The 22006-nt window shown below is 58.2% G+C and carries 17 protein-coding genes; 10 read left to right on the plus strand and 7 right to left on the minus strand.

From position 1 onward, the window contains the following. Positions 1-222: 222 nt before the first annotated feature. Both rsmD and zapB read left to right on the plus strand, forming a co-directional pair. A complete protein-coding gene (gene rsmD / locus CFN46_RS12865; RefSeq protein WP_088743723.1) occupies positions 223-897 on the plus strand; it encodes a 16S rRNA (guanine(966)-N(2))-methyltransferase RsmD in 675 nt (224 codons plus the stop codon). A 229-nt stretch (positions 898-1126) separates the two neighbouring features. Further along, a complete protein-coding gene (zapB, locus tag CFN46_RS12870) occupies positions 1127-1381 on the plus strand; it encodes a cell division protein ZapB (RefSeq protein WP_024951847.1) in 255 nt (84 codons plus the stop codon). Between the two features lie 134 nt (positions 1382-1515). Here zapB and CFN46_RS12875 read toward each other — a convergent pair whose 3' ends face one another. The 6 genes from CFN46_RS12875 to prfB all read right to left on the minus strand — a co-directional run bounded on the left by CFN46_RS12875 (position 1516) and on the right by prfB (position 6994). Next, entirely contained in the window at positions 1516-2010 is a 495-nt protein-coding gene (locus tag CFN46_RS12875; RefSeq protein ID WP_051510841.1) for a GNAT family N-acetyltransferase, read from the minus strand. Beyond that, positions 2007-2984: a hypothetical protein gene (locus tag CFN46_RS12880; protein WP_088743724.1), complete on the minus strand. Its 978-nt coding sequence runs from the start codon at positions 2982-2984 to the stop codon at positions 2007-2009. Before CFN46_RS12880 ends, CFN46_RS12875 begins: the two co-directional genes overlap by 4 nt. A gap of 2 nt (positions 2985-2986) precedes the next feature. Beyond that, entirely contained in the window at positions 2987-3310 is a 324-nt protein-coding gene (locus CFN46_RS12885; protein WP_024951844.1) for a BolA family transcriptional regulator, read from the minus strand. A 181-nt stretch (positions 3311-3491) separates the two neighbouring features. Then, a complete protein-coding gene (locus tag CFN46_RS12890) occupies positions 3492-3875 on the minus strand; it encodes a hypothetical protein (RefSeq protein WP_035159577.1) in 384 nt (127 codons plus the stop codon). Between the two features lie 313 nt (positions 3876-4188). After that, positions 4189-5727 (minus strand): lysine--tRNA ligase, encoded by a 1539-nt coding sequence (gene lysS / locus CFN46_RS12895; protein ID WP_088743725.1) that lies wholly within the window; start codon positions 5725-5727, stop codon positions 4189-4191. A 168-nt stretch (positions 5728-5895) separates the two neighbouring features. Next, positions 5896-6994, minus strand: a protein-coding gene (gene prfB / locus CFN46_RS12900) for a peptide chain release factor 2 (protein WP_141103657.1) whose coding sequence is annotated in 2 segments (ribosomal slippage) — positions 5896-6918 and positions 6920-6994 — 1098 coding nt in all. Because the reading frame shifts where the segments join, the coding sequence is not laid out codon by codon here. Between the two features lie 543 nt (positions 6995-7537). Between prfB and CFN46_RS12905 the strand changes: the two genes are divergently transcribed. The 6 genes from CFN46_RS12905 to CFN46_RS12930 all read left to right on the plus strand — a co-directional run bounded on the left by CFN46_RS12905 (position 7538) and on the right by CFN46_RS12930 (position 16256). Further along, positions 7538-9172, plus strand: coding sequence for a peptide ABC transporter substrate-binding protein (locus CFN46_RS12905; protein WP_024951840.1), 1635 nt, complete (start codon positions 7538-7540; stop codon positions 9170-9172). A gap of 156 nt (positions 9173-9328) precedes the next feature. Next, positions 9329-11023, plus strand: a complete 1695-nt coding sequence (locus CFN46_RS12910; protein WP_176426473.1) for a peptide ABC transporter substrate-binding protein — start codon at positions 9329-9331, stop codon at positions 11021-11023. A gap of 119 nt (positions 11024-11142) precedes the next feature. Then, entirely contained in the window at positions 11143-12069 is a 927-nt protein-coding gene (gene oppB, locus CFN46_RS12915) for an oligopeptide ABC transporter permease OppB (protein ID WP_088743727.1), read from the plus strand. A gap of 12 nt (positions 12070-12081) precedes the next feature. Continuing rightward, complete coding sequence (locus CFN46_RS12920; RefSeq protein ID WP_024951839.1) at positions 12082-13005, plus strand: ABC transporter permease; 924 nt, start codon at positions 12082-12084, stop codon at positions 13003-13005. A 181-nt stretch (positions 13006-13186) separates the two neighbouring features. After that, entirely contained in the window at positions 13187-14770 is a 1584-nt protein-coding gene (locus CFN46_RS12925; protein ID WP_035159586.1) for an ABC transporter ATP-binding protein, read from the plus strand. A 271-nt stretch (positions 14771-15041) separates the two neighbouring features. Further along, positions 15042-16256 carry a porin gene (locus tag CFN46_RS12930; RefSeq protein ID WP_088743728.1) on the plus strand — a complete coding sequence of 405 codons (1215 nt, stop codon included), beginning with the start codon at positions 15042-15044 and terminating at the stop codon, positions 16254-16256. 113 nt (positions 16257-16369) lie between these two features. On the opposite strand, the gene CFN46_RS12935 is transcribed toward CFN46_RS12930, so the two are convergent. Then, positions 16370-17641, minus strand: coding sequence for an OmpP1/FadL family transporter (locus CFN46_RS12935; protein WP_024951835.1), 1272 nt, complete (start codon positions 17639-17641; stop codon positions 16370-16372). A 435-nt stretch (positions 17642-18076) separates the two neighbouring features. On the opposite strand from CFN46_RS12935, the gene CFN46_RS12940 reads away from it, so the two are divergent. Together CFN46_RS12940 and CFN46_RS12945 are read left to right on the plus strand one after the other, a co-directional pair. Beyond that, on the plus strand, positions 18077-18532 hold the full coding sequence (locus tag CFN46_RS12940) for a MerR family DNA-binding protein (RefSeq protein WP_024951834.1): 456 nt from the start codon (positions 18077-18079) through the stop codon (positions 18530-18532). Further along, positions 18529-21324: a heavy metal translocating P-type ATPase gene (locus CFN46_RS12945; protein WP_088743729.1), complete on the plus strand. Its 2796-nt coding sequence runs from the start codon at positions 18529-18531 to the stop codon at positions 21322-21324. The genes CFN46_RS12940 and CFN46_RS12945 overlap by 4 nt, the downstream gene beginning before the upstream one ends. Positions 21325-22006 lie beyond the last annotated feature (682 nt).

The following is a 22006-nucleotide window of genomic DNA, read 5'->3' on the forward strand; positions in this document are numbered from 1 at the left end:
TGGGCGGCCTGCTCAGCAGCCGGCGCCTGTTCAAGAGCCTGTTGCTCGAGGGCCTGCTGTTCAGGGGCTTTCTGCTCCTGAGCCTTATGTTTCTTGCGCTTGAAAAAACCGAACATGGCGAGACAGTCCTGAACTCGTGAAAGTGGCGTCATCCTACCATCCCTTGTGGGCTTAAGGTACGCACCACGCGGCATCCGACGTCGCACATGGTAGACTCGCGGCATGAAAAAACGCGCAACCTCCAAAGGCCCCACACGGGGTAAATCCTCAGCGCCCTCGCGTTCCGATATGCAGAGCGGCAAGCAGAGTCAGTCGACTGGTGGTGCCGGCCGCCTGCGCATCATCGGCGGGCGCTTCAAGCGTCGGCTGTTGACCGTGATCGATGCACCGGGCCTGCGCCCGACACCGGACCGTGTTCGCGAAACACTTTATAACTGGTTGGGCGTTCATGTCGGAGGCGCTCGTGTGCTCGACCTCTTTGCCGGTAGCGGCGCGCTGGGCCTTGAAGCCCTGTCTCGCGAAGCGGCCCACGTGACCTTCGTGGAGCGTGACAGCCGTGTGGCCCGCGCTCTTCAGGCGAATCTCGCTACGCTGGCGAGTGACGAATCATTACCCGCCAGCGTGATGAGTAATGAGACCATACACTGGCTCGATACAGCTCAGCCCCCTCAAGGCGGCATGGACCTGGTGCTACTCGACCCGCCCTTCCGACTTGATCTCGCGGCCCCCAGCTGTGCCTTGTTGGAATCACGGCACTGGCTCAGCGATAGCGCCATGATCTATCTGGAAGTCGAAGCCAGCCTCGACCCTGTCGTACCGGCCAATTGGCAGCTACACCGCGAAAGCCGTGCTGGCGATAGCCATGGCCGCCTGTATCAACGTCATCCGCCAGCCTGATTCGTGGAGAAAAAGGCTTACCGATCGACAGCCAAAGCGATCGCAGTACGGTTTTCGCTCTTGTGTCGGCTCAGGCGGCGTCGTAGTCTGCCTGCAGGCGGGTATCGCTGCGCCATCCGGCAAGGACTTCCGGAGCGGCTGATCTTCATCGCACCAGCATTCACCGCATACGTTTACCGCCCTTAACGAACATCCTCGAGCCGCCAACGTGGCTCGACAAGGAGATAGCATGAGCACCGAACTCTTTACCCAACTTGAGCAGAAAGTCGGCCAGGCCATCGACACCATCGAAATGCTGAAGATGGAAGTTGATGAACTCAAGGAAGAGAACCAGCGTCTAAGCGAAGCCAAGAATGGTCAAGGCGAAGAGCTTGAGCAGCTGCGTCAAGTCAACACCCGTCTGCAAGAAGAACGCGACCAGTGGGCTGGCCGTCTGGAATCTTTGGTAGCACGCTTCAGCGAAACGGAAACCCAGGACGCCTAAGCGCTCTGGAAACTGCAGCATCTGAAGACTGCAGCGCCTGACAACAACAATGCCGCCGACAGGAAACTGTCGGCGGCATTGTTGTTTGTGATGGTACGCAAAGCATGTCTGCAAGACCTAAACGTCGCATCGCATCAGCTCAGCGGACAGGACATCAGCACGGCATCCTCACGTCTCCCATCAGTGGCAGGGTAATAACGCTTACGAATGCCGTCCTCACAGAATCCGGCACGCACATAAAGTGCCCGCGCGGAGACATTGTCTGCGCGCACCTCCAATAACAGCCGCTCCAGGCCTGACTCGCGATGCCAGTCACCCGCGCGCAGCAGCGCACCTTTCAGCAGCTGCTGCCCGATGCCCCGTCCACGTTGCTCAGCATGGACAGTGATCGCTTCGACTTCCGCTTCAAAAGGGCCACGCGCCACCACCACGAATCCCGTCAACAATTCAGCCTGCTGCGCCGTCGCTGGCAGATACACGCCCAGCACACAACGAGTGGTATCGCTGAGCACGCCCACTAGCTGATACTTGCTCATACCGTGCGGCTGACTCGCCTCAATGACGAGCAGCGCAGCCAGAGTGGCATCATCGAGCACCAACTCACGTAGCACTCCTGCCATCCGATTCATGCTGAATCGCCTGGAGTGGCACTCTCACTCTTCCAATCACGCCCCCAGCGTGCCAACAACGGCCATAGTGAGCGCTTGGCCTCACTGGAATGCGCCAATGCCGCCAACGAGGGGCCGTGCCAAACAGGAATGTTCAGCAGACCCGACTCGCCAATGCCATTCATCGATGACGTGACGCCCAATACCTTGCAGAGCGTTTGGCTGCCCTCGTCGTTGCCGAAGACAAGTAGACGTTCTGGCTGCCAATCGCGCCGCGCTGGCCCTGACAGGAAAGCTCGCAGTCCTTCCTGAGCTTCTTCCAACGGAGCACTGGCCTTGAGATTGGGCAACAACGGCCAACGGAAATTACTGAACGTGAGCTGAGTTGGCTCAGTGATGCCTGCCGCGCGCCATAACGCCTTCAGCAGCGCCTCACCTTGCAGATGTGGTGCCTCATCGCCGGGCAGCACTACCAGCCAACGCCCGTCGAGCGCAGCGATCTGCAAACTGAAGCGCAGCGGAGACTGATCAGCCGGCGGCGCAATAGCCGCTTCGTCAGCTACCTCAACTGGTGCAGGCATCTTGTCAGGCGGCGTCCCCCAAGAGGCGGTACTACCCTGCTCCGAAGGCAGTGAGGCCGACGCCGCGGGAGCTGACAAGGCCGACGCCGCCTTGGCGACTGACGCTTTCGATGGTTGGACAGACTCTGCCATGCCCAGCAAGGCACGTGCACTCTGTGACGGCGGCGGACCCGCGGGACGAGCGGGGGTGTCATGCGCGAGCGCAGCCAAAGACACCGCCGGCGGTGTCGTCGGACGTGGCGCCTCATCAATCAAGGCATGCAAGCGCGCCTGGGGAGCCACGGCCTCGGGCGTGATCGGTTCCGGCCATTCACATGCCTGAGTGGGGAGTGCATTGGGCAGTTGATAACGGCCAACCCAAGCCGTCAGTCCCATGGCATCCAGATATTGCAGGCGTTGCGGTTCAGGAGTCATGGTCAATGCTTACCGTCGCTCTTCCCGCCACCCAAGCAGTTGGGAGAATCAGGGATCTCGCCGCCACGCGCTGTCCACTCAACCGGCGTATAGAGATGTAGCGCAAGTGCATGCACAGGTCCCTCGAGCTCTTCCTTGAGCAGTGCATATAGCAGCTGATGGCGCTTGACGCGCATCAGGCCGGCAAAACGCTCACTGACCAGCGTGACCTTGAAGTGCGTCTCGGAATTGGCCGGAACGCTGTGCATATGGCTCTCGTTGACCACCTCGACCATCAGGGGGGCGAGTGTCGTGAGCTTAGTGTCGATCTGGGTCTGGATGCTCATGCGCGATCTCCTTGAGGGTGGCGGCCGCACGATAGGCATGCGGACAAAGGCGTTGGCGTCGACGGTATGATAGAACGCAAATGGCCCCGGACACATCGCCCGGGGCCATTGTAACGTCTGTCACCATGACTGACAGCGGTCGCTATCAGTGGAAAGACAAAGACGTTGCTAAAAACGTCTCTCAGTCGAGATCGGCGAGTAGCTCGTCATCCACTTCGCAGACTTCAAGCGGCGCCTCGTCATCGAGATCCACTGCCAGATAGCTGTGCTCGACGGTGATAAAGCTATTGAACAGCGCCTTATCCAACGGCTGGGGCCAATGGCGGGTGTCTTCTTCCCAGGCACGTAGCTCACTTTCGAGCACATCCAACCAACGCTCGGACACGAAGCCATCCAGCGCCTCACGAGTATCCATCTCGGGAATCAGGTAGACGGTGCTCTCCTGATTGACATCCTCCAGCGCTAGATCTTCGCCTCCCTCACCATCGGACTCCAGCGAGTTGATCCAGTCGACAAACGCCTGGGTCGGCTTGACGCTCAGGGCGGAACGGTTAAGCAGCTTCATTCTGCACTCTCCAGGACATTCAGGGACAATTCCCAAGATAAGACACACCGCTCGCCTGCCGTGCGTGACATGCCACACGCACATAAAGGCCGGTGAATCTCGGGGCGCTGCTGTCGGATATCATCGTGTAAAAAGGCCGACAGACAAGACGCCGACCATTATGGCCGCTCGCAGGCGACAAAGCCAAGCGTCGCCGCGCCTCGTCGTTCATGACGCGACGCAATGTACCGGCTCACGCACACGAAAAACGCCCTCGATCATGAATCGAGGGCGCTGAGGAGCAGCGGTGCTGTTCGTCACTCCGCCAAGCGACTTAGTCTTGCTGCGGACGCATCGCCGGGAACAACAGTACGTCACGAATAGAGGCACTATCCGTCAGCAGCATCACCAGACGATCAATGCCGATGCCTTCGCCAGCTGTCGGTGGCATGCCGTATTCCAGCGCGCGCACGTAGTCAGCATCGTAGAACATGGCTTCGTCATCACCAGCATCCTTCTCGGCCACCTGTGCCTGGAAGCGTTCCGCCTGGTCTTCTGCGTCGTTGAGCTCCGAGAAGCCATTGGCGATCTCACGACCACCGACGAAGAACTCGAAACGGTCAGTGACGTGCGGGTTGTGGTCATTACGACGCGCCAACGGACTGACTTCGGCCGGATATTCAGTGATGAAGGTCGGCTGGTCGAGACGGTGCTCGGCGACTTCCTCGAATATCTCGGTCTCGAGCTTGCCCAGCCCCCAGATCGGCTTGACCTGAATACCCAGACGCTCGGCCGTGGCGCGCGCTGCCTCGAGAGTAGCCAGATCATCATCGCTGATGCCATCGCTGTACTTGATGATCGACTCACGCATGGTCATCTGAATGAAGGGCTGGCTAAGATCGTACTCGCTGCCCTGACAGGTAATCTGCATGGTACCGAGCACTTCCTGTGCCGCCGTGCGAATCATGTCCTCGGTGAGGGCAATCAGGTCACGATAATCGGCATAAGCCCAGTAGAACTCCAGCATGGTGAATTCGGGGTTGTGTCGTGTGGACAGCCCTTCATTGCGGAAATTGCGATTGATCTCGAACACACGTTCGAAGCCACCCACCACCAGACGCTTGAGGTACAGCTCCGGCGCGATACGCAGATACATCTGCATATCCAGCGCATTGTGATGCGTGATGAACGGACGCGCCGTCGCACCACCCGGAATCTGCTGCAGCATCGGCGTCTCGACTTCCATGAAGCCACGGCCGCTGAGGAAGCGACGGATGGAGGCGACGATACCGGCGCGCATGGCGAAGGTGCGACGCGACTGCTCGTTCATGATCAGGTCGACATAACGCTGACGATAGCGCATTTCCTGATCAGACAAACCGTGGAACTTGTCCGGCAGCGGGCGCAGGTTCTTGGTCATCAGTTGGGCAGTTTCGATCATGACGTACAGATCGCCCTTGCCGGACTTGTGAACCGGACCGCTGGCGCCAACGATGTCGCCAATGTCCCAGCTCTTGATATCTTCGAGCAGCGCTTCCGGCAAGCCTTTCTTGTCGACGTAGAGCTGAATCTGGCCGGAGACTTCCTGCAGCACGATGAACGGGCCACGTTTACGCATGATACGACCAGCGACGGCCGCCTTGCGATCGAGGGTCTCGAGCTCGGCCTTGTCTTTCTCGCCAAGCTCGGCCAGTAGATCAGCGGCGAGGCTGTCACGGCGGAAATCATTGGGGAAGGCGCTCTTGCCTTCGGCAGCAGCCTGCTCGCGACGAAGGCCAAGTTTGGCGCGACGCTCGGCAATCAGGTGGTTTTCTTCCTGGGCCTGTTCGGTGGCCTGCTGCTCATCAACGGCGGGGGTCTGCTCTGTCGACATGGAGGTGCCTGTCTCGTGTCAAAGGGTCATGGCCAACAGGCCACGACAGATCATGATCAGACTGAGAGGAGTCTCCGCCAGCTCTGATCGCGATACGGGAATTCATGGCCTCCACCGCACTGAGCGGTGGAGGCGAGGGAAGCCCCAAGGGTCAGCGAGTGCCGAACCTTAGAGCCCCATCTTGAGGCTGGCGACGATGAAATCATCAAGATCGCCATCGAGCACCTTGTCACAGTTGCTCGACTGGACGCTGGTTCGCAGGTCCTTGATGCGCTGGTCATCGAGGACATAGGAGCGAATCTGGCTGCCCCAGCCGATATCAGACTTGGAGTCCTCGAGTTCCTGCTTGGCCGCGTTGCGCTTTTGCATCTCGGCTTCGTAGATACGCGCCTTCAACATCTTCATGGCACGATCACGGTTGGAGTGCTGGCTACGCTCGGTCTGGCAGGCCGCCACGATGCCCGTGGGGACGTGGGTGATACGTACCGCCGAGTCAGTGGTGTTGACGTGCTGACCACCTGCACCCGAGGAACGATAGGTATCGGTACGCAGATCAGCCGGATTGATGTCTATCTCGATGTTGTCATCGATTTCCGGCGATACGAACACGGACGCGAACGAGGTGTGACGACGGCCGCCGGAGTCGAAGGGGCTCTTGCGGACCAGACGGTGCACGCCAAGTTCAGTGCGCAACCAGCCGAAGGCGTAATCACCTTCAACATGAATGGTCGCGGACTTGATACCGGCCACTTCACCGGCACTTGCCTCGACGATTTCAGTCTTGAAACCGTGATGCTCAGCCCAACGCAGGTACATGCGTAGCAGAATATTGGCCCAATCCTGCGCTTCAGTGCCGCCGGAGCCTGACTGAATATCGAGATAAGCGTTGTTGGCATCCATTTCACCGGAGAACATCCGGCGAAACTCGAGTTTCTCGAGACTGGCCTTGAGGTGGTTAAGCTCGCGGACAACTTCGTCCACGGTGCCTTCGTCCTCTTCATCAACCGCCATTTCCAGCAAGTCGCTGCAATCGGTCAGACCGTTGCTCATGTCGTCGAGGGTCTTGACGACCAGCTCCAGCGACGCGCGCTCCTTGCCAAGCTTCTGAGCGTATTCCGGGTCGTTCCAGACGTCCGGGCTCTCGAGCTCGCGGGAGACTTCCTCTAGCCGATCCTGCTTCTCGGCATAGTCAAAGATACCCCCTCAGGACTTCTGCCCTTTCGGACAGGTCCTTGATGAGGTTCGTGATCGGATTGATCTCTTGCATGGTCGTCCTGTCTTGAGGCGATGATGCGTGAATGGGTGCGCGGCGGCCCTGTCATGAACAACAGGTTGCAAGACGTGCGTGCGAAGATGCACGCGCAAGCCGACGACGCGCAAAGCCCGATATTGTAGCCATTTCCCTGCGTGGCGACCATGCCCGCCCCATGATCCGTGGCCAACTTGCTGATTACACGTTGGCCTCCGTCACACTTGCAGCCAAAGGCTCTCTGCTTCTCTGAGCTTCCAGACGCAGGCCCAGCAATGCTCAATCCTCGAGAATGTCGCCACTCTCCTCTCACTTTTCGCGAAGCTGTCGACCTCTTGCACGCTTTTTGCGCGACTGCGACCAAAGTCATTCAAACGACTGTAAGTCATCAAATGCCTTGTTTTCCGCGTCTTGCATGATGCTTATCGAATACATGCATAGCCTATCCATTTTTTAACATGGACAGCATGACGTCGAAGGCTCAATGGTAAAGGAAGTAGGCTCATTGATAGAGCACGACTGGTTAGACCACTAACAACAATAGCGAGAGACTCCCTGACTATGGCATTGCTGCGCACCCCATCACATCACACTACATCCCATCGCACCGCTCCTCGCCTACCGTTATCGCGGCTGGCGGCCTCTCTGCTGCTGGCAGGTGGCCTTGCAGCCTCAAGCGGCGTACTCGCTGACACTCTAAAACTGGCCATCATGGGCGAACCGGCCTCGCTGGACCCACAGCAAATCTCAGGCACTTGGGAAAATGACGTGGTAGGCGACCTGTTCGAGGGACTGGTCACCGAAGGCGCCGATGGTGAACGCATCCCCGGCGCGGCGAAATCCTGGACAGTGTCTGATGATGGCACCACCTACACCTTCTCCCTGCGCAAGAATGGCAAGTGGTCTGACGGAAAACCCGTCACTGCCGAGGATTTCGTGTTCGCTCTCCAGCGCATCATGACGCCATCCAATGCCTCGGATTACGCCTACATCCTGTATCCGATCAAGAATGCCAAGGCCATCAACAGCGCGAAAGCAAAGCCTGAAACACTCGGCGTGCGTGCCGTGGATGACTACACCCTCGAGATCACGCTAGAGCGCCCAACACCTTACTTCCTGGATCAACTGTCGCATTACACCGCTTACCCGCTGCCCAAGCATGTGGTCGAGAAGTACGGCAAGGACTGGACCGACCCGGGCAAGATGGTCTCCAACGGTGCTTTCGAGCTGACCGATTGGCAGCCGCAATCGAAGATCGTCGCGGCCAAGAATCCTGAATTTCATGATGCCAAGGATGTCGCGCTGGATGAGGTGATCTATTACCCCATCGAAGAACGCAACAGTGCTCTGAAGCGCTTCCGTGCCGGCGAGATAGACATCGCACGTGAATTCCCGACCCAGAAATATGGCTGGCTGAAGGAAAACCTGCCGGAAGCCACCCACGTTGCACCCTATCTTGGCATCTATTACTACGTGCTCAACTCCCGTGATGGTCACGCCACTGCCGACCCGCGCGTGCGTGAGGCGCTCAACCTTTCCATACGCCGTAAAATCATCACCGACAAGATTCTCGGTACTGGTGAAGTTCCGGCTTACAGCTTCGTGCCTACGGGCGTGAACCACTACGAAGTTCAGGAGATGCCCTTCAAGGACATGTCGATGGATGAGCGCATGCAGAAGGCCAAGGCGTTGATGGCGGAAGCGGGGTACGGGCCGGACAATCCGCTGGAACTGACGCTGCGCTACAACACCAGTGAAGACCACAAGAAGGTGGCCGTCGCTGCCGCTGCCATGTGGAAGCCGCTGGGCGTCAAGGTCAACCTGTTCAACTCTGAAGTCGCGGTGCACTACGAGGACATGCGTCAGGGCAAGTTCGATGCAGGCCGTGCTGGCTGGATTGGCGATTACAACGATGCCCAGAACTTCCTCAATCTGCTGGAAACCGGCGTGCCCAACAACTATGGCGCGTATTCCAACCAGGCGCTGGATGACGACATGAGCAAGGCCGCCAACACGCTCGACATGGATGATCGCGAAGCGCTGATGCAGGACGCTGAGCGCAAGGCACTGGATGACTATGCCGTGCTGCCGATCTACTACTACGTGTCGCGCAATCTGGTGAGCCCGAAACTCAAGGGTTGGCAGGACAATATCGAGGATATCCACCGCTCGCGCTGGGTCTCGTTCTCCCAATAACGCTTCACGCCCAAGCGTGAATGCGCTCCCGACCTTTTTGCGTCGGGAGCCTCCGCCCTCTCGCTATCCATGCTTCATGCAGCGATAGCCAAGAGAGTGACGTCCGCCATGGATGGCAATGACGCGTCGCCCTACTGGCGACAAGGAGCCTGCAGCATGAACCGTTTTCCCCCTGTCGATCGCCTTGCTGGCGCTCGTCTTGGCGTGGCCGCGCGTCACGTCTCGCGCCAATCACTACCCGCGATATTCGTAAGTACCGGCCTATTACTGTCAGGCCTACTTCCTTTCTCACCGGCACAGGCAGCTGACACCGAGCCGCTCTCACCTCAGCACGCCCCGCAAGTATTGCGCATCGCCAATGGTGCCGAGCCCGGCTCACTCGACCCCCAGCGGACCAATGGCACTTGGGAGACGCGTATCACGCGCGACCTGTTCGAGCCGCTGATTGCCTACGCAGCTGACGGGACGCTGATAGCGGGACTGGCCGAGCGCTGGGAGGTCTCCGATGATGGCCTACGCTGGACCTTCCATCTGCGCGAAGGTCTTGAGTGGTCCGACGGTACTCCGCTCACTGCACAGGATGCTGTCTTTGCGTTACGTCGTTTGATGACACCCGAAACGGCGGCGCATAACGCCACGCTCTACTATCCGATCATCAATGGTCGTGCGGTCAATACTGGCGAGCTACCACCGGAAAAACTCGGTGTCTCGGCACCCGACGCACAAACACTAGTCATCTTGCTCAGCCATCCTTCCGCGACGCTCGAACAGACATTGGCGATGAGTGAAGCCGCGCCACTGCCCCGCCATATCATCACTGCCAGCGACAGTCAGTGGACGCGCCCCGCGAACATGGTCAGCTCTGGTGCCTTCGTCCTGAAGGAATGGGCACCGCAGTCACATATAGAACTGGCGCCGAACTCGCACTATTACGCTGCAGGCAAGGTCGCGCTCGACACGGTGGTCTATCTGCCCATCGAGGAAGGCCACGCCGCGCTCAATCGCTTTCGGGCCGGTGAGGTCGATATTGCCTATAGCGTGCCCGCCAGCCACTTCGCATGGATAAAGAAGCACCTGCCTGAGGCACTGCATACCTACCCGATTCTCGGGGAGTACTTCTACGCATTCAATCTACGCGACGGCTCACCCGTCGCAGACCCACGTATTCGGCGTGCGCTGAACCTGGCCACTCGTCGTGACGTGATCACCGAGCGCATCCTTGGCATGGGGCAGATCCCCTCGCTGCACTTCGTGCCAAATGCGCTCACTGATCACACCGGTGGCCGGTTTGATTTTGCTGACTGGCCAATGGAAAAGCGCATGGCACGTGCCCGCGAACTGATGGCAGAAGCCGGTTTTGGTCCAGAACATCCTCTGGCACTGGAGCTGCGCTACAACACGCTGGAAGACCACAAGAAGATCGCGGTGGCATTGGGCGCAATGTGGAAGCCACTCGGCGTTGCCGCCACCCTGACCAATACCGAGGCTGCCGTTCACTATCGTGATTTAGCACAGGGCAATTATCAGGTGGGCCGCTACGGCATGATCGCAACGATTGCCGATGCCTACGACTTCCTGAACGCCTTCACTTCCGATAACACCTCGAACGCACCCGGCCTGCATTCACCGACTTATGACGCGCTGATCTCCGCTGCTGCGAGTGAAGGCGATGCCCAGGCACGCCGCCAGCACTTGCATGAAGCCGAACAGTACCTGCTCGATAATGACGTGGTACTGCCGCTTTACGACTACGTAACTTCGAGTCTGATTACGCCGCGCCTAGAAGGCTGGGCACCCAATGCACTGGATGTGCATCCTAGCCGCTTCATGCATTTCGAGGCCTCACCATGACGATCCTTCAGGGCCCATTGCTGATGGCTTGATTGCTGACAGTCCATTACCGCGACGAATCATCCCTACCAACAACAACGACGACCTACAGCCGGGCCATTGCCCGGACGGAGCACGCGATGCTGATCTACACACTCAAACGACTACTGCAGGCGGTCCCCACCCTGCTGATCGTGATTACCCTGTCGTTCTTCTTGATGCGCGTTGCCCCCGGTGGGCCATTTGATGGCGAGCGACGGCTGCCGCCCGAGATCGAACAGAATCTGCGCGCGGCCTACCATCTCGATGAGCCGCTACCAATGCAGTACCTGCGCTATCTCGGGGATCTGGTGCAGGGCGATCTCGGGCCATCCTTCAAGTACAAGGACTTCGATGTCAGCGAGCTGATCAGCCAAGGCTTCCCTGCGAGTCTGGAACTGGGGATGTGGGCAATCATCGCCGCATTGCTGGTCGGTGTGCCATTGGGGGTGATCGCTGCGCTCAAACGCAATTCGACGGCGGACTACGTAGTAATGAGTACGGCACTGGCCGGCATCGCGGTGCCCAATTTCGTGATTGCCCCGATGCTGGCGCTGGTCTTTGGCGTACTGCTGGGCTGGCTGCCTGCCGGCGGCTGGAACGATGGTGCCTGGCAGAACCTGCTACTGCCGGTCGTGGCGCTATCCATTCAGCAGATTGCGTATATCGCCCGCATGATGCGCGCCAGCATGATCGAGGTATTGGGCAGCCACTACATTCGTACCGCGCGCGCCAAGGGCCTCAGCGAATGGAAGGTGATTCTGCATCATGCGCTGCAACCCGCGATGCTGCCCGTCGTCTCCTACCTCGGCCCGGCGATCGCCGGCATCATCACTGGTTCGGTCGTGATCGAGCAGATCTTTGGTATCCCCGGCATCGGTCGCTACTTCGTACAAGGTGCGCTCAACCGCGACTACACCCTGGTCATGGGCACAGTGGTGTTCTACGGCGCCTTGATTCTGGTGCTTAACCTGATCGTCGACCTGCTTTACAGCGCGCTCGACCCACAGATTCGCTACGACGACTGAGACGAGGCCAACATGTCCCACACTACTCCAACGCCTCACGGCCACGCCGCTGCCAGTATCCTTGATGGCAAGCCACCTGCTGCACCAGCCGGCGACAGTCTGACTCGCGATGCCTGGCGCCGTCTCAAACAGAACCGTGCTGCCATGTGCAGCCTGGTGGTAATGGCCGTGATCATACTGGCCTGTCTGGTCGGCCCTTGGCTGACACCCTTTGAACTCGACGAAGTGGACTGGGATGCCATTGGTACTGGGCCAGACCTTGCCTCCGGCCATGTGTTCGGCACTGATGTCAACGGTCGTGATCTGCTCACTCGCACCCTACACGGCGGCCAGATCTCACTCTCGGTGGCACTGGTGGCCACCTTCGTCAGCCTGGTGATCGGTGTGCTGTACGGCGCGATTTCCGGTTACTTCGGTGGGCGGGCCGACAACCTGATGATGCGCTTCGTCGACATCATGTATTCGCTACCGTTCATGTTCTTGGTGATCCTGCTGATGGTGGTCTTCGGCCGCAATATCTTTCTGATCTACGCGGCTATCGGCGCGGTGGAATGGTTGGACATGTCGCGCATCGTGCGCGGCCAGGTACTGGCACTCAAGAAGCGTGAGTTCGTCGAGGCAGCCCATGCGCTGGGAGTGCGTGACCTACAGGTCGTGACCCGTCACCTGATCCCCAATGCGCTAGGCCCGGTGATCATCTACGTCACCCTGACGGTGCCCAAGGTCATTCTGTTGGAGAGCTTTCTGTCGTTCCTCGGCCTCGGCGTACAGGAACCACTGACCTCATGGGGCGTGCTGATTTCCGAAGGCAAGGACATGATGGAAACCGCACCCTGGATGCTACTGGTACCGTCGATCTTCCTTGCCGCCACCCTGTTTTGTCTCAACTTCCTCGGCGATGGCCTGCGTGATGCCCTCGATCCCAAAACTCGCTGATACCGGAGCGCTGCTGATGACCACTTCCCACTCCCTCTCCGGTACTGATCACCCTGTCGATGGCGCTTCGCGTCCTTCAGAAAACGCCGGCAATGCACCTCTCAGCGCTGGCGATCAGGCGCGTGCCGACACTCTCTCCCGCCTTGGCCTTGAGGCCGAGGTACCAGGCACACCATCTCTGATGGAAATCGAAGATCTACGTGTCGACTTCCAACTACCGGACGGCCCCGTCCCTGCGGTCAAGGGCATAAGTTTCACCCTCAACAAGGGTGAGACACTGGCACTGGTGGGCGAGTCGGGCTCCGGAAAGTCGGTGACATCTACGGCTATCCTGCGCCTGTTGCCGGAACTCGCCGAGGTGCAGGGCACCATCCGCTTGCGTGGCGAGGATCTGCTGACTGCCTCGACACGGCGTATGCGCGAACTACGCGGCAATCGAATCGCGACCATCTTTCAGGAGCCGATGACCTCGCTTAATCCGCTGCACCGCGTTGGGCGCCAGATTATCGAAGTCCTCTCTCTGCATCGTGACCTCAAAGGCCGTGCAGCGCGTAACAAGGCTCTGGAACTGCTGGAGCAAGTCGGTATCCCAGAGCCCGCGCGGCGTATTGATAGCTATCCCCATGAGCTGTCCGGTGGCCAGCGTCAACGCGTGATGATTGCCATCGCGCTGGCCTGTGAGCCGGACCTGCTGATCGCCGATGAGCCCACTACCGCGCTCGACGTCACGGTGCAGGCTCAGATTCTTCGTCTGCTCAAATCTCTGCAGAAGCGCTATGGCATGGCGATTCTCTTCATCACTCACGATCTCGGTATCGTGCGCCACTTCGCGGACCGCGTATGCGTGATGCGCTACGGTGAGCTGCTCGAAAGCGGCACGACACACGACGTGTTCGACAACCCTCAGCATGACTACACCCGCATGCTGATCGATGCAGAGCCTAGCGGTGAAAAGGCGCCCGTCGCCAGCGATGCTCCCGTATTGCTCTCGGCACGCGATGTACGCGTCAGTTTCACGATCAAGCGACCGCTATTCGGACCCAAAGTGGCCTTCGAGGCCGTGCGCGGCATTGATCTGGATGTTCGTCGCGGCCAGACCATCGGCATTGTCGGCGAGTCCGGCTCTGGCAAGTCGACCCTCGGACGCGCCCTGCTGCGCCTGCTCAAGAGCAAGGGCCAGATCAATTTCGATGGTATCAATCTCTCACCGCTGGATGCCGCAGCGCTGCGTCCGCTGCGCTCACGCATGCAGGTCGTCTTCCAGGATCCCTTCGGTTCGCTGTCGCCCCGCCTGACCGTGGGCGAGATCATTAGTGAGGGCTTGCGTGTACATCATCCTGAGTTCAATCGCGCCCAGCGTGATGCCAAGGTCTGCGAGGCACTTGACGAAGTCAGCCTCGATCTCTCCATGCGCAACCGCTATCCCCATGAATTCTCAGGAGGTCAGCGCCAGCGCATCGCTATTGCGCGGGCACTCGTGCTCAAACCCGAGTTTCTGCTACTGGACGAGCCAACCTCGGCGTTGGACCGCTCGGTGCAGGTCACGGTGATCGACCTGCTACGCGACCTGCAAGCGCGTCACGGGCTGACCTATCTGTTCATCAGCCATGATCTGGCAGTGGTACGCGCACTTTCCGATCACCTGATCGTGATGAAAGACGGTGAGGTAGTAGAGAGCGGCAGTACGCGCGCCATCTTCGAAGCGCCTAGCGAGACCTATACACGTGAGCTGATGCAGGCTGCTTTCGCGCCAGATCTCGGGTAAGCGCTCATTCGTTGACTGAAGACAGGATTCATCACGCTTGATGGGCGCCACGCGCGCCCATCAAGACCCCGTTTTGCCTTGAGGAAGGTGTGCTACATGCCGCTGATGCCTGAGAGATAGCAGTAAGCGTCCAGATACCTTCCAAGAGTCAATGGAACCGGCCATGACAATAAAACGAACGTCGGTTTTATACAGAGTGCCAACACTCTGACACGTTCCGAAGCAGGAGGCTTCGGTATAACCACCACCCCTTGGGTAATCAAGAGAGACGATGATGCACAACACAACAAAAGCCAGCATCCCGACCCTGACGCTCACCCCTTCACGTTTGCGCCGCATCTGGCAGACAGGGCTTCTCGGCACAGGGCTATTGGCAATGGCAAGCCCCAGCCAAGCCTTCGATGTCTACAAGACAGACACAGACCGTGTCGAGTTCAGCGGCCGTTTATCAGCCTACGCCGTCTTTCAGGATGGCAAGGACGATGAGATCTACAATGGCGGTTCGCGCGTGCGATTGATCCATGAACATCAGTTTCAGCAGGGCTGGAGCTCGATCATTCGAGCCGAATGGGGCGTGGACCCCTGGTTCAAGGATGGCACCGATGCCCACTACAAACGCATGCTCTACGCGGGGGTCGCGCACGATAAATGGGGCAGATTCACTGCCGGCAAACAGTACGGCCCTTGGTACGACATGATCGCGGTCAATACTGATTGGTTCTGGATCAATGGCGGTGAGGCTTCCGGCACCTTCGAAGGCAGAAATGGCGATGGCGGCCTGCACGGCACCGGTCGACCGGACAACTCCCTCTACTGGAAGAAGGACTTCGGTCAGTTCACGACAGGTGTAATGTATCAGCTAGGGCATGACGGCAAGCATGGCAATGACTCACCCGTTTTCCAGAACGGCGTGATCGTGACAGATGACAACGGCCTTCCTGTCATGGAGCGCGAACTCTCCGGATATGAACGCGACTACAGCTACGAAACCGCTCTCAACTGGCAGCCCAATGAAGACGTGACGATCGGTGGGGTCTATCACCATACCGAGCTAAGCGATTACGACAATAACGGCGCCAGCGAAAACGGCGATATCGATGCCTGGCTATTGGGCGGGCACTGGTCGCCAGGCAATTGGTATATCGCCCTCGTAGGCGGCGAATATCGCAATCACATTGCCGGTAGCACCTTGGACTCTTCAGAGGCGTTCGTCGACAAGGCGCGTGGCGTCGAGTTCATTACCCACTACAGCTTCAAGAATCTCGTGCCCGGCAGCGATGCCATCGAGGTCTACGCCGGCCTCAACCACCTGAAGGATACTGATAGCGAAGCTCGCTACGCCTATCAGATTCTCGGCAGCGCCTGGCTGATCGATGACTTCGTTTTCTCTGCCGAGTACCGTTTCGACAATAGCCGTCAGTCAGATGGCAGCAAGTACAGCGAAGAACGTGACCAAGTCATGGTTCTGGCACGCTATGACTTTTAGATAACGTCAATCATCAACAAGATAGACAAAAAAATGCCCGGTCATGTGACCGGGCATTTCTGTATCAAGCATGGCGCTCAGCAGCTCATGAAGCGGCGCCATTCAAGCTCGCGTTAGAAGCGATATGTCGCACCCAAACCAAAACCATGCGCTTCGTTTTCATATTCAGCTTCATATGTACCGCGATTGGGCTCGCTCAGGTTGACAGTCGCTGTATCTTCCCAAAGATAGGTGTAGGCCATATCGATGGTCAGCTCAGGCATCGGTGTCCAGCCAGCACCCACAGAGAAGATGGTGCGGTCACCGGATGGGATACGCGCACTGCGGTGCTCATCGACAGTCGGGCTATCATCGAAGGCCAGGCCCGTGCGCAGAAGCCACTGCGGATTGAGCTGATAGCTGAGACCCACGGCATATTGCCAGCTATCCTTGTAGCCCTGCTCCTCGACAATATCATTCATGTTGTCGACTTCCACCGCAATTTCATCGAAGCGGCTCCAGTGCACCCATGTCACGCCTGCCATCAGTGTCCAGCGGTCATCCAGCTGATGGGTCATGGATAGATCGATGCTTTCTGGCAGCGTGACATCCAGTGATGCATCCTGCTTGGTGCTGAAATTGCCAGTACTGCCGTTGAAGACATTGTTGTATTTGGCATCACCGTCGAGGCTGTAATCCACCTTGGAGCGATAGGACAGCCCGAGGCGCGTGCTCTCGACCGGCTGGAAGATCACGCCAACGTTATACCCCCACGCCGTATCATCCCCCTTGATCTTGACCTTGCCATCACCTGTGCCAGTGAAGTCGGCCGTGTTCGACGTCAGCTCCCCCTTGACACTGTTGTAGGTCACGCCAGCACCCACCGCCCACTTATCGTTGATGCGATAGGAAACCGTCGGCTGAGCGGTGACAACCTCAACCTCACTGTAGTTGGCAAAGTAGCGCCCCTTGAAATCAGAGCCGTAATCAGTGATGACACCGAAGGGTGCATAGACCCCGAAACCTAACGTGACACGATCATTGACTGGCTGAACATAATAAAAGGAGGGGATAGCAGTCCCCGGCACCATGTCGCCATCATTACCACCCGAGACAGGTCGTCCAGCGGCATCCGTGGCAGTCGTAACATCGATATCCGTATTCACATCGAGATACGTCACGCCACCCGTGATCTGGGCACGATCAAGGAAGGACATACCGGCGGGATTACCAAAGACAGTAGAGGCATCATTGGCATTGGAGGCGCGGCCAGCGAATGAGGTGCCCTGAGAACTAACGCTTTGTTCGTTTAGCTGGAAAGCACCGGCTTGGACGCCACCAGCATAGGCAGTGGCAGCAGCTGCCAGTGCAACTCCGAGGGTTAGTTTATTGATGTTGTTTTTCATTATTGATGGCGTCCCATTGCAGATGGCTTGGAGAGCTGCATGTTGTTGTTATCGTTCGTTGATGCATAGCCCTGTCACATACGTTGTGGGCGAGTCGCGCGCCCAAGTCAAGGCCGAACGTTTGTTTGAATGTGGAGATTTCTAGTATTCGGGGAACTTTCAGTCACAACGGTAATAGCGCTAGATCGCTAAGCCTATGTCCTGCGGCCTGTTTGCACGTTTAATCGTAGCGTTTAAAACACTCGGCTCCGCGCAAGATCTTCTCTAGCCTATTGGTCGAATATCAGATTTATTGTATGTAGATGATCGCTTGACCTATGTGCAGCACATAGGTCTTACACTGATGATCGACATCAAAGGCATATGCCTGAAAGGCCTGATGACAGACTTGCCAGATACGTTTCAGGCCTCAAGAATCTAAAGGGAGGTTGTGCAATGAAAGTCGCTGAGCTGGCCCACGCCGGTGGCGTCACTGCCGAGACGGTTCGCCACTACACCCGCCAAGGTCTGATTACCGCGCAGCGTGATCCTGATAACAATTATCAGCGCTTTGATCAGCACGCACTGACACGTCTCAAATTCATCAGCCAGGCACGCCAACTGGGCTTCAGTCTGGCTGATATCAGCCAGATTCTGGAGCAGGCGGATCATCAAGACTCACCCTGCCCGCTAGTACGCGACCTGCTGAAGCAACATCTACCAAGAGTCCGTGAGCGCATTCGCGAGCTGGAAGCGCTGTCCGAACGCATGGAGTTAGCGCTTGATAGCTGGCAGAAAATGCCCGACGGCGTACCAGACGGTAATAGTGTCTGTTGCTTGATCGAGGGGCTTCCTCAAGAAGCTCTTAGCGATATTTCTACCACTGAACATTCTGACGGGAGCACATCATGAGTCAGGTAACACTCCCCGAAAAACGCCTACTACGCACACAAGGCCTGAGCTGCCAAGGATGCATCAGTGGCATTCGTCGTACGCTGCTGACGCAGGATCCACAGGCTGAATTGATCGGCTCACCCGATGATCAGTTGTTACTGATCCATAGCCAACTGAGCGAAGAAGCGCTGCAGAAAGTCGCACAAGAGAGTGGTTATCCACTCGAGCGGGCTACACTACCTGAGAGTCGCACAGTGTCTCTGGAGGTGCATGGCATGCACTGCCAGAAATGCGTGGCCAAACTACGCACAGCCCTCCAGCACTGGGATGAGAGTGCCGAGGTCAGTGGTGTTCCGGCTGACAATGCCTTGCAGGTAGACAGCGCTCTACCGCGAGCACTACTCGAACGCATAGTGCTCGATAGTGGTTACTCGCTAGAAGCCGTTGAAGACTCTGATGCTGCTGTCGAGACCGTGGCTACCACTACGCAAACGACGGTTGAGGACAATCCGGCGCCGGTAACCAGCGCCGCTTCCGGGAACAAGGAGTTCTCGCTGACGGGCATCACGTGCGCCAGCTGCGTTGCCACCATTCAAAAAGCGCTGGATGGGCTCGAAGGGGTGGAAAGTGCAGAGGTCAATTTCGCCTCGCGCAGTGCTCAAGTGAAAAGCCAGCTTGATGAACAAGAGATCATCAAGGCGATCGAGGGCGTCGGCTACGGCGCTAGCCCCGTAGCCGACCCTCAGGCCAGCGATCAGCAACAGCAAGAGGATGCGCAGGACGAGTACCGCACGCGGATTCGCGACAGCGTGCTGTCACTCGGGATCGGTATTCCGTTGATGATCAGCATGTTCTTTCATCATCCCGGATTCGAAGGAGCGGAGCGCGGCGTCTGGCTTGCCATCGGTGCCGCTGTCTTCGCGGTGCTGGCAACAGCAGGCCGCGGCTTCTTTACCAGCGCATGGAAGGCGTTCACCCATCATCAGGCCAACATGGACACCTTAGTGGCGCTGGGTACCGGTGCCGCGTGGTTGTACTCGATGGGCGTGCTGCTGTTCCCCGAAATTGTGCCCGAGGCGGCACGCGGGCTTTATTTCGAAGCGTCGACCATGATTGTCGGTTTGATCAGTCTGGGGCAGGCACTGGAAGTCCGCGCACGTGGTCGCACTCAGCAGGCGCTACGTTCGCTGCTTGACCTTCAGGCTCGCACAGCTCGAGTGATACGCGAAGGTGAAGAGCGCGAAATCGATGTCGATGACGTGCGCAGTGGCGACAAGGTACGTATCCGCCCAGGAGAGCGTATCCCTGTCGATGGCAGCGTGGTCGAGGGCCAGAGCCACATCGATGAATCGATGCTCACGGGTGAGCCTTTGCCTGTCTCGCGCGGCGTCGGTGATGACGTTGCCGCTGGTACGCTCAACACACGCGGTAGCCTGGTATTCGAAGTCAGCCGCATCGGCAGTGATACACGTCTTGGTCGCATCATCAGCCAGGTGCGTCAGGCGCAGAACTCACGCCCTCCCATCGGACGACTCGCGGATACCATTTCCGGTGTCTTCGTTCCCAGTGTGATGATCATCGCGATCATTGCTGCGCTGCTCTGGTTCAATTTCGGGCCTGCTCCGACCGGTGTCCACATGCTGGTGGTCGCAACAGCGGTGCTGGTAATCGCCTGCCCATGTGCCTTGGGCCTGGCGACGCCCATCTCAACCATGATCGGTGTCGGCAAGGCTGCAGAACATGGTGTGTTGGTGCGTAGCGGCGAGGCATTGCAAACAGCCAGCCGCCTCACGGCCCTGGTCGTGGACAAGACCGGCACGCTGACGCGCGGCAAGCCAGAAGTCACTGAAACACATATCGTGGCAGGGGAAGACGAAAGCAGCGTACTGGATGCTGCTCATGCTCTGGAGCGCGGCTCCGAGCACCCGCTGGCTGCTGCACTTCTGACGCATATTGAAGCTCAGCGGCCACAGGCATCTCGCGCCAGCACCTTCAGCGAGTATCACACGCTCAGTGGACGCGGTATCAGCGCCAAGGATGATGAAGGCCGTGTCTGGCGGATGGGCAATGCTGCAATGCTGGAAGACGCCGGGATCAGTCTCGCACCGCTGGCCGACGTTATCTCAGTGCTTGAGGACAATGCGCGCACCTTGATACTGATGGCTCGTGATGAGGCATTGATTGCCGCTTTCGGCCTGGCAGATCCGCTCCGTGAAGATAGCCGCGAAGCAGTGGCTCGCCTGCATGCCATCGGACTGAAGGTAATCATGCTGACTGGCGACAATGCGCACACTGCAGCAGCAGTCGCCCGTGAAACAGGCATCGATGATTATCGTGCGGGTGTCTCGCCTGATGACAAGCATGATGAGATAGCACGCCTACAGCAGGCAGGGCACGTGGTCGGTATGGTCGGTGATGGCATCAATGATGCACCGGCGCTGGCGCTGGCAGATGTTGGCTTTGCAATGGGAGAAGGTACCGATGTCGCCATTGAGACCGCCGGGATCACACTGATGCAGCCGTCATTGGGAGGCATCGCCGATGCCATCTCCATCAGCCAGGCCACATTGCGCAACATCAAGCAGAATCTGGTCGGCGCGTTTGGCTACAACCTGATTGGTATCCCCATTGCCGCCGGCATTCTCTACCCATTCACAGGCATCTTGCTCTCGCCCGTCATTGCCGGACTGGCCATGTCACTGTCATCCGTCACCGTGGTGACCAATGCCAATCGTCTGCGTGGGTTTACACCACCTAGCGGCACTCAGACACGCACTGAATCCAACACCTCGCAAGGAGACTCAGCATGATGTGCATACTCGTCAACGTGATCGGTCTAGCCCTGATGGCAGCGATTGTCTGGTGGTTCTGGCTCGCCAAGTCATGAACCACGGCTCTGCCATTGATCCGTAGCGTCTTCACTCGATCAGTGAAGGCATCTCAAGACGCCCTGCCACACAGTGTGTGGCAGGGCGTCTTCATGTCAGCCTCTAGCGGGTCCGATATCCGCAATACCCTGCGGCTCTCCCGGGACAGCGCCATGTAGCAGCGACAATTGCCCCGGAAGCCGGACGCTCTCACACCTCCAGGGGGTGTGGACAACTTGTCTTCCTGGTTGGCGTCCACCTATCCACACCCGCTCTCCCGGCGGTTCTGCATATCGGTGCGTCACTACCTCGACGAAGCGCTCTCCCGCTTTACCTTCCTCTTGCCCACCTCGATGCCCAAACGCAGACCGCCCCTGCAGCGGGGCTACAGGGGCGGTTCAGTACAAGTGCCTGACGAGCCTTGCATGACGCTTCGTGGGGCAGCCATCCGCTACTCTTACATGGAGAAACACTGTCCTGGCAGAGCTATCTCCCCTCTCACGAAGTGCGTGCACCTCTTCCTGCGCACTGACTTTTTCTGCGCACAAAGAGAACCGCCCCTGCAGCAAGGCTACAGGGGCGGTTCAGTATAGGTGCCTGACGATGACCTACTCTCGCATGGAGA

This window comes from Cobetia sp. QF-1 (assembly GCF_002213105.1).
Lineage (GTDB): Bacteria > Pseudomonadota > Gammaproteobacteria > Pseudomonadales > Halomonadaceae > Cobetia > Cobetia crustatorum.